Genomic DNA, 13,338 nt, shown 5'->3' with positions numbered 1-13,338 from the left:
GCTTTTATAAGAATTTTTATGCACTGCTTCGTCATAGGACTCCTTAAATAGCTCGCTATTCGCGTCGTCCCATTCCTTGCATTGCATAAAAATTCAAGAATAAAAGCAGACAGTGATTTAATCAGCGCTTCCCTAGTGCCCCCGTTTTAGGAAAGGTGGTGCCGCAGGCATCAAAGGGGGCGAACGCAGCGAGTCTGCCGCCGAAGGCGGCATATATATTTATTGCCCAGAGGGCAATCCACAACCTTCAGCGGCCAAAGGCCGCTGTCAAACCTGAGAACCCTCGGGCCTGGGGCCCGAGAGTCTTTAGAACCTTTTGCGCCCGAAGGGCGCTGAACCCTATGAACCCGGCGGCGAAGCCGCCTTATCCCTAAGGAGGAATCCTATGAAAAAGAAAATCATTTCTGCCATGACGAAAAAGGAACGCATCCAGGCGGCTATTAGCGGCGAAGCGGTGGACCATGTTCCCTATTCCCTGTGGACCCATCTGCCCATGATTGACCTGGATCCGGTGAGCAATGCAGAGCATACCTATGATTTTTATAAAAAGTATGACGTGGATATTTTGAAAACCATGAACAACGGCATGTACAGCGTAGAAGACTTCGGCGCAAAAACCGATTTCAGCGACGTACCCAAAGGCGGTGTAGCCAGGATTACGGAGACGCCGGTGAAGGCGCCGGAGGACTGGCTGAAGCTTAGGCCCGTTTCTGTGAATGAAGGCGCCCTGGCCAGGGAGCAGAAATACCTGAAGCTTCTCCTGAACAAAACAAAGGGGGAAGTGCCGGTGGTATTTACGGTGTTCAGCCCATTAACCACGGCCAATAAGCTCTGCCCCTCCATGATGGACCACATCCGTGAGGGACATGGAGACAAGGTGAAGGCAGCGCTGAAGGTCATCACCGAAACCACCTGCGCTCTGGTGCAGCGGGTCATCGAACTGGGAGCCGACGGCATCTTCTTCGCCACCCAGCTTTCTTCCTACAATTTAACGGAAGAATCCTTCTACCGGGAATACGGCATGCCCTATGACCTGGCGGTACTCTCCGCTTCCTCCGGCTGGTGCAATGTACTCCATGCCCACGGGAAAAACATTATGTTCCCCCTCCTTCGAAAATATCCGGTGCAGGTCTTCAACTGGCACGCATGGGAATCCCTGCCGGAAATCGCAGAAGCCCAGCTCATGACCGGCAGGTGCATCATGGCAGGCCTGGAGCGGATGGATATTACGGAGCACCATAAAAATGAAATTGAAAGAGAAATCTACGAAACCCTGAAGCAGACCGGCGGCAGAAAGGTCATCCTCTCTCCGGGCTGCGTCATCCGCTATCCCCTGGACGAAGAAATGCTCTCCTTCGTAAGAAAGGCAAAGGAAGAAATAGAGGGGAAAATGAAGCTGGGGGATTAGTGGGACAGTGAGATAGTGAGATAGTGAGATAGTGAGATAGTGAGATAGTGAGCTGGTGAGCTGGTACGCTGGTGGGCATCAATATGGGCGGGCACCAAGATTCTTCGCCCGGGGTCAGAATGACTGTGTCCGGCGTTAAAGTATATAATGCTGTCTTTATAATTATCGCCGAAGGAGATACCAGAACCCTCTGAACCTTTTGAACCCTCACGCCGCAGGCGTGTCCAAGGGCGATACCACAACCTTCGCGCCAATAGGCGCATCAAACCTAAGAACCCTTAGGGAAGCACTGATTAATTCATAGAGTTTACTTTCATAAGAAATTTTATGCACTGCTGCGTCATGGGATTCCTTAAATAGCTCGAACCTTCGGGCCACAGGGCCGTTAAACTTTTACTTTTCTGAACCCGGGGCTGTGAAAAAATGTTTAAACATTTCTTCACAGCCCCTTTTCCACTTCGGTTATAGACTCAGAAAATTGCCAAAAATAACAGTAAGCTGTTCTCCGCATTGTCATCTCGAGCGGAGCTGCATGTCGATATGAAAGCAAAGGTATTTGGCTCTATTGAGACTCTGAGTCGAGAGATCTCCGCCCCAATGCGGCTTGTACCATTGGGAGAGGGAGATTTCTCCACTCTGTGGAGACTCTGCATGGAGTCTCCAAGTCAGCCGAAGTTGGCCTCTAGCCTGCCCAATAAGAGGCTTTCCTATTGGCGGCTGACCGGCTTCGGTCGAAATGACAATGAAGCGGGATGAGTGTTTGCGTCAATTTGTTCCTTGCAGACCTATGATAAGGCGTCTGCCGCCAAATTGTCTAACTATCTGGGGAGAAATCAATCATTTTTTCACAGCCCTTTTTTATTTTCCCAAGCACAATTCCCAGACCAATGAGGACGATGCCTGCCCACTGGAGAGGCGTGATGGATTCGCCCAGTACCAGGAGGGCCATGAGAAGGGCCACTGGGAGTTCCGACGCCGCCAGAATGGTTCCAAGGCCCGGGCCCACGTGGGGCATGCCCCAGGCCAGGAGGAAGGGCGGCAGGGCTACGCCGAAAATGCCAAGGAGAAGGCCGTAGGGCAGAAGGACCGGCCAGGAGGAGACGTCAAGGAGAAACACCGGCGGCAGGAGAAGAAAGGTCAGGATGGTGTCGCCGGTGGACATGAGGGCGCCCTTCAATGCAGGCTGCACGCCCTTTCCCAGAAGGGAACTGGCGCACATCATGGTGGTGTAGGACAGGGCGGAAAGAAGGCCCCACACCATGCCGGAGGAAAAAGAAAAATGGGGTTCCCCCTCCGGAAGCCCTGCGGAAAGCAGGGTGCCCGTAAGGCAGAGGATGATGGAAATGACCTGTTTCCTTTCCGGCAGCCTTCTGAAAATCAAAGATTCCGCCGCGCTGCCCATCCAGATGGACTGGAAGAGGAAGACCACCGCCAGGGAGGCGGACAGGCTTTCCAGGGAATGGTAGTAGAAAATGGTGGTGAGGGCCATGGGAATGCCGATGGACATGAGAGAAAGAATCTGGAAGGGTGAGGGTATCCTTCTTACGGTGAAGAGGGCGGAAAGCCAAAGGAAGGCCATGCCGAAAAGGCACTGCATGCCGCTCACGTCGGTGAGGGTGAGGCCGGCGGCATAGGCCATTTTCACGAAGGCAGACAGCACCCCGTAGCAGGCACCGGCAGAAAATACAATCAATGCATAGAATCCCTTGTGCATATTTCCTCCAAAAGAAAAGCACAGCACTTCTATGAAGTACTGTGCGGCGAAAACAGAAATTTCTGAAAAAATCCACAACCATGAAGGTTTTATTGTCTGCAGTCTACCATATGACAGGGGAAAAGGCAAGATGGAAGATAGACGATAGAAGGTAGAAGATAGAGAGTTACTTTGTTTCCAGGGAGCGGAAGAAGGTGCTCATGGCCTGAAGGCCTTTTTTTAATGTGTCCCTGTCGGCGGCGTAGCCGATACGCATGGAGCGGGGTTCATCGAAGCAGTCGCCGGGAGTGACGAAGGCGCCGCAGCTGTCATACATCTGCCGGCAGAGGGTGTAGGAGTCTATGGGAAAATCGTAGTACACCAGGGCGGTGGTGCCGGCGGTGGGCTTCACATAGGAAAGGTGGGGTTCCTTTTTCATCCAGTCGTCCAGGATGGTCAAATTTTCCCGGACGATTTTTTTGTTTCTTTCAAGGATTTTTTCCCTGGAAGCCAGAGCCAGGGCGGCAATGGCATCGTCAATCATGCCGCAGCTGATGAGGTTGTAGTCCCGGTGGGACCACAGCAGCTTCAGTGCCTCTTTGTGGTGGGTGGCAATCCAGCCCAGCCGGACACCGGCCAGGGAGAATACCTTGGACATGGAGGAGGTGGAAATCCCCTTTTCGTACATATCCACAATGGAGGGCTGCCATTCGTCGTCCTGGGTGAGGTGGCGGTATACTTCATCCACCAGAAGGTAGGCGTTACAGCTTTTGGCAATCTTCACCACTTCTTCAAGGATATCCTCCGGAATCAGGGCGCCGGTGGGATTATTGGGGTTGTTCAGGCAGATCATTTTCACGCCGCCTTCGGCCAGCTTTTTCAGTTCCTCCACGTCCGGAAGGTATCGGTTTTCCTTTTGGAGGTGCATGATTTTCACATCAGCCCCAAGGGAGGCGGGAATAGAGTAGAGCTGCTGGTAGGAGGGCATGATGGAAATCACCTTGTCCCCCGGATTGATAAGGGAGTAGAACACATGGTGGTTGCCGCCGGAAGCGCCGTGGGTGGGAACGATTTCACCGGGCTTTATGGTGCGGTACAGGGATGCAATGCCCTTCTTCAAATCCGGGGAGCCTTCGATGGCGCCATAGGTGAGGCGGCGGGCGCAGAGTTTGTTAAGGAACGATGCCTTATCGGTTCCGGACAGTTCAAAAAGCTCATCCAGCGAAACGGAATCCACGCAGGTTTCTGCAATGTTGTACCTGGCGCCTGTTTCATAGGCGTTCATCCATTCTTCTACGGCAAAGGGTTTAATGTTCATGGTATAACCTCCTGTAAAAAAAAGAGGGTTTATTCCTGCCTTTCAATGGCTTTCGCCATATCCACCTGCAGCAGGAATAAACCCTCTTGGCTCCCCATCCGGTGACAGGGAAGAGTTTCATATGAATATGTGCATACTGTACCATGGCGGCGGCGCTGTTGTCAAGGGGGCTGAACATACATAGGGAACACTGATATCTATCTTCTATCTTCTGACCGTCTCACCGTCTCACCGTCTCACCGTCTCACCGTCTCACTGTCCCACTGTCCCACTGTCCCACTGTCCCACTGTCCCACCAGCTCATGAATCCCCACTAAAAAACTCCTCCGGATATCCGAAGGAGTTTTCTTCGTTTTTATTTCTTATCAATCGGCGGATAGGTGGAAACTCTGGGCGCCGGCGCATAGCGGAGGCGGGAGGAGATGAGGGCGTAAATCACAAGGCCCATGGCTGCCACGAAGGCGCCTTCCATAATGACGGTCCAGCCGCAGCCGTATACGGCGTAGCAGCTGTAAATGCCGCCCACAATGGCTGCTGCATTGGCCAGCTTTGCTTTGTCATGGGGAATGCCTTCTGCTTTCTGCAGATCCGCCACGGCACCCATGGCCAGGAGGTAGGGGATAAGGTTAATCATGACAGCCAGGTTGATGAGCACATTGAACTGCTTCAAGAGGGTGGGGCTCATGGTGGAGAGAGTCATGATGACCTGGATGGCCACCAGGGATCCGATAGCCACATAGGGGGAACGGAAACGGTTGACCTTGGACAGGAATTTCGGGAAAAGACCGATGGAGGAAGCTTCTCTTGCTACTTCGGAAACGGTGAACTGCCATGCAGTGAGGGATACGAAGCAGGAGCATACCAGCATGCAGGAAACGATGTATCCTGCCTTTTCACCGAACATGGTAGCATAGGCCAGTCCGAAGGGAGCTCCTGATTTCATCAGTTCCTGGTATGGTACGAGGCCGCCGATGATAGCAGTGGAAGTGGTGTAGCAGGCACCTGCCAGAAGTGTACCGGCCAGTACGGCAATGGGCACATTCTTTTCCGGATTTTCAACGGTATCGGAATTGGCGCAGGCAGTTTCCAGACCAAGGAAAGCCCAGATGATGACGGCAATGGAGTCTTTCATGGTTTCATAGAATGGCAGGTTTCCGGGATTCCAGGCTTCTGTATAGATACCGGTATCAAAGAAGAAGAAGCCGCAGAGGAGAAGGCCTACCACTGGAGATACGACACAAAAAACGCCGAGGGAGCTGAATTTGCCGAATTTCTTGGGGCCTACCAGGCTGATGGTGGCTGCCAGGATGAGGACGCCGATGGTGGCCATGCACACTTCCACAGGGGAAAGGGTGAGGCCGAATACGTAGGAACCGTAGCTGACGACGCCGCTGGCGATGGCTGCATTGGCAATGATTAATGAAATGGTGTAGCAGAAGTTGGAAAGGAAATTTCCGGCTCTGCCGAAACGGTACTCTGCATAGCCGCCCATGCCGCCTACCTTGGAGGTGTGCATGCCGCAGCGTGCAAAGGCATAGGCCAGAATGGTGGCGCCGATGGAGGCCAGAATCCATGCGAAAATTGAAACTGTTCCGATTTCCGCCAGCGTAGCAGGCAGAAGAATAATACCGGAACCCATCATATTGATGGCTGTTACTGTTGTGAGTTGTACCACTCCCATTTTTTTGCTCTTAGACAAGGTTGTTCCCTTCTTTCTTAATCCAAACCGCATGAAGCGTATTGGGGGAAAATATTGTCCCGGGGTAAACCGGATGATGCAGTCATGAAATCATCAAGGCATGCACGAGCCCCATTTGCTTTCTATAAAGGTGAAAGAAACAGGGCATAAAGAAAACCATCCGTTATCTGGTAACGGTTCGCTGCTCAACTGCACACGGGGCAGGGCGCGATGAATTTTTATTTACTGCAATATACCATAAATGAAATCAGATGACAAGACTTTTTTACAAAATTTTTTGTAAAATTTTTTCACCGAACTCATATGGACTTTTGAGAACTTTTGAGGAAAAAGGAGAAAAACGTTAAAAAATAATGGCCATCATGGTTTGGCATGGATTGGAATGATACATCATGATGTATTGTAAAATTTCATGGTAAAAATCACAAAAACCCCGGAAGGGCCCAATCATGGGCATTTCGGGGTTTTCAGGGTCGGCGGGAATATGAATATCATGCATAAAAACAAATCAGAAGTGTATAAAAATCCATTTATGTAAAAAAGGCGTAAATTTCTATTAGCCCTGTGCCGCCTGAAACGGGCCCAAATTGCCCCAAATAACCCCACAGGGGAAATTTTTCATTCAAAATTGAGAAAAAGCGGGAGAAAATGAGAATAATATATTTTTTCTTGGGTTTCCTAGAGAAATATTTTATAGGAAAAGATATGAAAAATCCCTGCCTTCCGGTGAGAAAGCAGGGATGAAAATCAGGACAGGCGGGAGGCGGTTTGGGGAATGGGTGTGCACGGTGACAGTCATAATGCATTTATATGAAAAATATTTTAGTAGATTCAGGCAGCGGGGACAGCATGGCTGTATTATGACACCGGACGCCATGGAAATGGGAAACTCTGTGCAAATCGTTTGACTACACCCTTCATTTTGCTATATACTATGAAATATGCCCTGTTTAGGAATTACCATATGACAGTCTATATAAGGTATAAGTATTAAAGAAAAGAGGCAGATTCTTATGGCAGAAATGCAGCGTACTCTGGTCACCAGAGAAGGCCTTGAAAAAATGAAGAAGGAACTGGACGAACTCCGTTCCACAAAGCGTACGGAAATCGCACAGCGCCTGAAGGCAGCCATTGCCATGGGCGACCTTTCCGAAAACTCCGAATACGATGAAGCAAAGAATGCCCAGGCTTTCCTGGAAGGCCGCATCCTCCAGCTGGAACAGCAGATCCGCACCGCCCAGGTCATTGAAACAGTGACCAAGGACCGGGTAGATGTAGGTTCCACCGTGGTCATTGAAGATATGGAAGAACATCTGAAGGAAAAGGTGACCATCGTAGGCTCCACTGAATCCAATCCCTTCGAAGGCCGTATTTCCAACGAATCCCCGGTGGGCCGTGCCCTCATGGGTGCCAAGGCCGGTGACACGGTGGAAGCAGAAACGCCGAACGGCGTTTTGAAATACAAAGTCATTTCGATTGAAGAATGATTCGATTTGACTGATAGGAAATGAGGTTAAGGAATGACAGACAATAAAAACCAGAATAAACAGCACAGCGGTCCGAAACTGAATGACCAGATGCTTATCCGCCGCGAAAAGCTGGAAAAAATCCGTGCATTAGGTGTGGAACCCTACGGACAGAAATTCGACTGGGACCACCACGCAGCGGATATCAGGAAAGAAGCGGAAACGCTGGAAAAGGAAGAAACCCATGTCCGCATTGCCGGCAGGATCATGATCCGCCGCGGCCAGGGCAAGACAGCCTTCTGCGTCCTTCGTGACCAGTCCGGCGACATTCAGGTGTATTTCAAGAGAGATGAACTTCCGGAAAATGAATGGGCCCTCTTCAAACTGGTGGATATCGGCGATATCCTGGGCATTGAAGGCACCGTCTTTACCACCCACACCGGCGAACTCACCGTACGGGTCATCCATTTCACCATGCTTTCCAAGTCCCTGCGCCCGCTGCCTGAAAAATGGCATGGCCTGACAGATAAGAAACAGCGTTACCGCCAGAGATACCTGGACCTCATCATGAACCCGGAAGTACGGGAAACCTTCGTGAAGAGAGCGGCCATGATGTCTGCCATCCGCAAATGGTACACGGACCATGGCTTCCTGGAAGTGGAAACACCGGTGCTGCAGCCCCTTTACGGCGGCGCCAATGCCAAGCCCTTCACCACCCATTTCAATGCACTGGACATGACCATGTACCTGCGCATTGCTCCGGAACTTTATCTGAAGAGACTTCTCGTAGGCGGCTATGAAAGGATTTTTGAAATCACCAGAAACTTCAGAAATGAAGGCATGGACACCCGCCACAATCCGGAATTCACCGCCATCGAAACCTACCAGGCCTATGGCGATATCGAAGACGTCATCAACCAGACAGAACAGATCGTGGCTGCCTGCGCCATGGCTTCCTACGGTTCCATGAAATTCACCTATGAGGACACGGAAATCGACGTGACCCCGCCATGGCCGCGGCTTACCATGGCAGAAGCAGTGAAGAAATATACCGGCGAAGATTTCGATGCCTGCCAGACCATCGAAGAGGCCAGAGCCATTGCGGACAAGCTCCATGTGGAATACGGCGAATTCGACGGCTTCGGCAAGATTCTCTCCGAATGCTTCGACGCCTATGTGGAAGAACATCTCATCCAGCCGGTGCACATCACCAAGCACCCCATCGAAGTATCCCCGCTTTCCAAGCTGGATACCAAGGATCCCCGCTATACCATCCGCTTTGAATCCTACATCTACGGCCGCGAACTGGCCAACGGTTTCTCCGAATTAAACGACCCCATCGACCAGAGAAAACGGTTTGAACTGCAGGTGGAAGAAAGAAAGCACGGCGACGACGAAGCCCATCCTATCGATGAAGATTTCCTCACCGCCCTGGAATACGGCATGCCGCCTACCGGCGGACTGGGCATTGGCCTTGACCGTCTCTTCATGCTCATGACCAACTCCGCTTCCATCCGCGACGTCCTCCTCTTCCCGGCTATGAAACCGGAAACGGCACTGGAAAAGAAGACCGCCAGGGAAGCTGAAGAACTGGCTAAGGCTGAAGACAATGAACCCATCGATTTCTCCAAGGTGGAAATCGAACCGCTCTTCAAGGACTATGTGGACTTTGACACCTTCAGCAAGTCCGACTTCCGGGCAGTGAAAGTCAAATCCTGTGAAGCAGTGCCCAAGAGCAAGAAACTGCTGAAGTTCGTTCTTGACGACGGCACAGGGGAAGACCGCATCATCCTCTCCGGCATTCATGCCTACTATGAACCGGAAGATCTGGTAGGAAAGACACTGATTGCCATCGTAAACCTTCCGCCAAGGAAGATGATGGGCATCGACTCCTGCGGCATGCTCCTTTCCGCTGTTCATCATGAAGAAGGGGAAGAAAAACTGAACCTCCTCATGGTAGACCGCCATATCCCTGCCGGAGCCAAGCTGTACTGATTTATAAAATCTGAAAATAAACGATAAAAAAGGACTGTGAAGAATATGAATCATTTCTTCATAGTCCTTTTGCTTTTACCATGACTAAAGATAGAATTTCGGGATGGCTGTAAGGGGCCTGCTGCTGTGTCATCTTCAGCGGAGCTGTGGAATGAATGATGAATGCTTTGGGGGCTTAAAGCTCTTGAGTCCGGAAATTGCCTGCCATCCTGCGGAGTGCCAGCCCGGAAGGAGATTTCTCGACTCCTTTTCACTATCTCCACGAACCGCCTGCATCATTCCGGCGCTTCCCTCCGCTCGAAATGACAGAGTGGCGTGTGATGTTTGGCTCACTTGATGGCCGCTTATTTCTTTGGCAGCTCTTTTATTGCATTTTTTGACCGGCGTGCTATACTGAACCATATTTATATTAGGGAAGCACTGATTCATTCATAGAGTTTGCTTTTATAAGAATTTTTATGCACTGCTGCGTCATGAGACTCCTTAAATAGCTCGCTATTCGCGTCGCCTCATTCCTTGCATTGCATAAAAATTCAAGAATAAAAGCAAATAACGAATTAATCAGCGCTTCCTTAGCAGAGTAAGTATGGGCGCGCGGGGAAAAGCATTTTCCCCTAGTGCCGGATGGACGGGGAGTTGTCATCCGGACGAAAAGCATGGCTTGCGGTGCCCATGCTGCATCCCGCTGCTGCATGGAGACCCCTTTCCATGCAGCCATGCATGAAGGAGGTCTTTTTATGATGCAGAAAAACAGAGAGAAGGAAATGGTGGTTCTGGGTATCCTGACGGCGATGGCAGTGCTTCTGTCCTATGTCTTTGCCGTCCAGACACCCTTTGTCAGAATCACTTTCGGCTTTTTGCCTATCGCTTTGGCAGGGGCTCTCTACGGTCCCTGGAAGGGAGGCCTGGTGGCGGCTCTCTCTGATTTCATAGGCACCGCCTGCCTGGGTACCAGTATTTTCTTTCCGGGATTCCTGCTTTCCGGATTTCTTACCGGCTGGATTTACGGGAAGTTCTTTTATGGACACCGACTCACCCTTCCCTATGTGTGCATTCCCTTCTTCCTGGTGATGGTATTCATCCATCTGGGGCTGAATACTCTGTGGCTGGTACTTTATTACGACAAGGCGGCTTCTGCCATTTTTATGAGCCGCCTTATCAAGAATCTCATCTGCTTCCCCATGGAAGTGGGGCTTTTCATGCTTCTTTATCGGAAAATGTATGACCGGATATCCTTTCTGGCTGTGGGGAAAAAGGAAGCAGTGCAAGCCCTGAGAAAGCACTGATTATTGATTCATTCATAAAATTGTTTTTAAGCAATACCGCTTTTCTAAAAAAAAACGCCCCGCAGGGCGTAATGGTATGGTATGGTGGAGACGAAGAGGATTGAACTCTCGACCTTACGGATGCGAACCGCACGCTCTCCCAGCTGAGCTACGTCCCCATACATGTATATTTTACAAAGGGTTCTTATGAATTGCAAGGGAAGAGCCCGCTGAATCAGAGTTTTCTATGGGCAGCTTTTTTTCTCTCTTCGCTGCCTTGATACCAAAAAAGGAAGCACTCCGAAAAGTGCTTCCTTTTTGATTTCCTTGTGATAATGATTAACGGTCGGAGCCGTCTTTTTCTTTCCGGATGACGTCGTGGGCGCCGCCTTCTACGATGGAGGTAGCGGAGACCAGGGTGAGTTTTGCCTTTTTCTGCAGTTCCGGAATGGTGATGGCGCCGCAGTTGCACATGGTGGCTTTAATCTTGGCGCAGGTTTTTTCCACGTTTTCTTTCAGTGGGCCTGCGTAGGGGACGTAGGAATCCACCCCTTCTTCAAAGGCCAGCTTCTTGGAGCCGTCCAGGTCGTAGCGGCCCCAGTTTCTTGCACGGTTGGAACCTTCGCCCCAGTATTCCTTCACCACCGTGCCGCCTACGGTTCTCTTCTGTGTCGGGGATTCGTCGAAGCGGGCGAAGTATCTGCCCAGCATGACGAAGTCAGCGCCCATGGCCAGGGCCAGGGTGATGTGGTGGTCATAAACGATGCCGCCGTCGGAGCATACCGGTACGTAAATGCCTGTTTCCTTGTAGTATTCATCTCTTGCCTGGCATACTTCGATGAGGGCGGTTGCCTGGCCGCGGCCGATACCTTTGGTTTCACGGGTAATGCAGATGGAACCGCCGCCGATGCCTACCTTGACGAAGTCAGCGCCTGCTTTAGCCAGGAAGAGGAAGCCGTCACGGTCTACCACGTTGCCTGCGCCTACTCTGACTTTGCCGTTGTATTTCTCATGAATCCAGTTCAGGGTAATCTTCTGCCATTCAGAGAAGCCTTCGGAGGAATCGATGCAGAGCACGTCTGCGCCGGCGTCTACCAGCTTCGGCACCCGTTCTTCATAGTCCCGGGAGTTGATGCCGGCACCGACGATGAAGCGTTTCTGGGCATCCAGCATTTCGTTCGGGTTTTCCTGATGGGAATCGTAGTCTTTGCGGAATACGAAGCCGTAGAGTTTGCCGTCTTCAAAGAGCACGGGGAGGGAGTTGATTTTGTTGTCCCAGATAATGTCATTGGCTTCGGAAAGGGTAATGCCGTATTTGGCGGTAACCAGTTTTTCAAGGGGAGTCATGAAATTTTTGACCTTTTCCGATTTGTCCATACGGCTTACACGGTAGTCACGGCTGGAAACGATGCCCACCAGCTTGCCGCCGGAGGTGCCGTCGTCGGTGATGGCTACGGTGGAATGGCCGGTCTTTGCTTTCAGTGCCAGCACGTCGGCCAGTGTGTTTTCAGGGGAAAGGTTGGAATCGCTGGGAACAAAGCCTGCTTTCTGGGCTTTAACTCTGGCAACCATGGCTGCTTCCTCTTCCGGGGTCTGGGAACCGTAGATGAAAGAAACGCCGCCGTTCCTGGCCAGTTCCACTGCCAGTCTTTCACCGGATACGGCCTGCATGATTGCAGAAACCATGGGGATGTTTAATGTAATAGCCGGTTTTTCACCTTTTTTGAACTTCACCAGCGGTGTCTTCAGGGACACGTTTGCAGGAATGCAGTTCGTATCGGAATATCCCGGAATCAGGAGATATTCGTTAAAGGTATGTGCCGGTTCATTAATGTAGGTTGCCATCATTTCCTCCTTGAGTAAAAAAATTCCATAACAGGGTATTAAGGATAAATATACATCTTTCCCTGCAAAGGGTCAAGTGCTTTTTGCAGGGAACCCATCTGTTATGCTTTTATTATATTTTTACCCATTATAGCCTATATTGGAAGGGGAGAAAAGGGGGAAGATAAGTGGGACAGTGGGACAGTGGGATAGCGGGACAGTGAGACAGTGAGACAGTGAGACAGTGAGACAGTGAGACAGTGAGGTGGCCAGCTATTGGCTGTCGGCTGTCGACTTCCCGCTGGCCGGGCTTCTTTAGTGGGCTGGTGGACTATATCGCCGTGTACCGAGATTCTTCGCCTGCGGCTAAGAATGACTGTGTCCGGCGGGAAATCCCGTAACGTTGTCTTTATGCTTATCGCCCGTAGGGCGACACCGCAACCCTCAGCGGCCAAAGGACGCTGTCAAACCTAAGAACCTTCGGCCCCATGGGCCGTCAAACTTCGGGGCCGCCGGCCCCGTCAACCTTCCCATTTCGAGCTTTTGGCCCCATGGGCCAATCAAAAAAACGCCGCAGAGCGCGGCGTTTCCATTTAAGGAAGCGCTGATTAAATCGTTATCGGATTTCATTCTTGTATTTTTATTCAATGCAAGGAATCAGTCGACGCGA

The 13,338-nt window shown here is 51.0% G+C and carries 8 protein-coding genes, 1 tRNA gene and 1 riboswitch; of the genes, 4 read left to right on the top strand and 5 right to left on the bottom strand.

The genetic code is table 11. The features are described from left to right. Positions 1–385: 385 nt before the first annotated feature. Positions 386–1,408, top strand: a complete 1,023-nt coding sequence (locus tag QZQ29_RS06485; protein WP_296961372.1) for a uroporphyrinogen decarboxylase family protein — start codon at positions 386–388, stop codon at positions 1,406–1,408. An 814-nt stretch (positions 1,409–2,222) separates the two neighbouring features. Here QZQ29_RS06485 and QZQ29_RS06480 read toward each other — a convergent pair. The 3 genes from QZQ29_RS06480 to potE form a co-directional block, all read right to left on the bottom strand. Further along, entirely contained in the window at positions 2,223–3,122 is a 900-nt protein-coding gene (locus tag QZQ29_RS06480) for a DMT family transporter (protein WP_296961369.1), read from the bottom strand. A gap of 166 nt (positions 3,123–3,288) precedes the next feature. Continuing rightward, on the bottom strand, positions 3,289–4,419 hold the full coding sequence (locus tag QZQ29_RS06475) for an aminotransferase (RefSeq protein ID WP_296961366.1): 1,131 nt from the start codon (positions 4,417–4,419) through the stop codon (positions 3,289–3,291). Between the two features lie 355 nt (positions 4,420–4,774). Continuing rightward, positions 4,775–6,151, bottom strand: a complete 1,377-nt coding sequence (potE, locus tag QZQ29_RS06470; RefSeq protein WP_296961363.1) for a putrescine-ornithine antiporter — start codon at positions 6,149–6,151, stop codon at positions 4,775–4,777. A gap of 980 nt (positions 6,152–7,131) precedes the next feature. On the opposite strand from potE, the gene greA reads away from it, so the two are divergent. From greA to QZQ29_RS06455, 3 genes are all read left to right on the top strand, one after another. Then, entirely contained in the window at positions 7,132–7,605 is a 474-nt protein-coding gene (greA, locus tag QZQ29_RS06465) for a transcription elongation factor GreA (protein WP_296961361.1), read from the top strand. Positions 7,606–7,638: 33 nt separating this feature from the next. Continuing rightward, positions 7,639–9,579, top strand: coding sequence for a lysine--tRNA ligase (lysS, locus tag QZQ29_RS06460; protein ID WP_296961358.1), 1,941 nt, complete (start codon positions 7,639–7,641; stop codon positions 9,577–9,579). Between the two features lie 574 nt (positions 9,580–10,153). Beyond that, positions 10,154–10,269, top strand: a riboswitch (THF riboswitch). A gap of 47 nt (positions 10,270–10,316) precedes the next feature. After that, positions 10,317–10,865: a folate family ECF transporter S component gene (locus QZQ29_RS06455; protein WP_296961355.1), complete on the top strand. Its 549-nt coding sequence runs from the start codon at positions 10,317–10,319 to the stop codon at positions 10,863–10,865. A gap of 82 nt (positions 10,866–10,947) precedes the next feature. On the opposite strand, the gene QZQ29_RS06450 is transcribed toward QZQ29_RS06455, so the two are convergent. After that, positions 10,948–11,023 (bottom strand) — tRNA-Ala (locus tag QZQ29_RS06450). Between the two features lie 160 nt (positions 11,024–11,183). Further along, on the bottom strand, positions 11,184–12,689 hold the full coding sequence (locus QZQ29_RS06445) for an IMP dehydrogenase (protein ID WP_273187675.1): 1,506 nt from the start codon (positions 12,687–12,689) through the stop codon (positions 11,184–11,186). Positions 12,690–13,338 lie beyond the last annotated feature (649 nt).

Origin of the sequence: uncultured Dialister sp., from assembly GCF_900538805.1 — a bacterium.
Taxonomy (GTDB): Bacteria; Bacillota; Negativicutes; order Veillonellales; family Dialisteraceae; genus Dialister.
This window is presented reverse-complemented; position numbering and strand designations above follow the sequence as displayed.

Bases quoted from the DNA above. Each gene is read 5' to 3' on its own strand.
- QZQ29_RS06455 (WP_296961355.1), top strand. From the start codon at position 10,317: ATGATGCAGAAAAACAGAGAGAAGGAAATGGTGGTTCTGGGTATCCTG.
- QZQ29_RS06475 (WP_296961366.1), bottom strand. From the start codon at position 4,419: ATGAACATTAAACCCTTTGCCGTAGAAGAATGGATGAACGCCTATGAA.
- QZQ29_RS06485 (WP_296961372.1), top strand. From the start codon at position 386: ATGAAAAAGAAAATCATTTCTGCCATGACGAAAAAGGAACGCATCCAG.
- greA (WP_296961361.1), top strand. From the start codon at position 7,132: ATGGCAGAAATGCAGCGTACTCTGGTCACCAGAGAAGGCCTTGAAAAA.
- QZQ29_RS06480 (WP_296961369.1), bottom strand. From the start codon at position 3,122: ATGCACAAGGGATTCTATGCATTGATTGTATTTTCTGCCGGTGCCTGC.
- potE (WP_296961363.1), bottom strand. From the start codon at position 6,151: ATGCGGTTTGGATTAAGAAAGAAGGGAACAACCTTGTCTAAGAGCAAA.
- lysS (WP_296961358.1), top strand. From the start codon at position 7,639: ATGACAGACAATAAAAACCAGAATAAACAGCACAGCGGTCCGAAACTG.
- QZQ29_RS06445 (WP_273187675.1), bottom strand. From the start codon at position 12,689: ATGGCAACCTACATTAATGAACCGGCACATACCTTTAACGAATATCTC.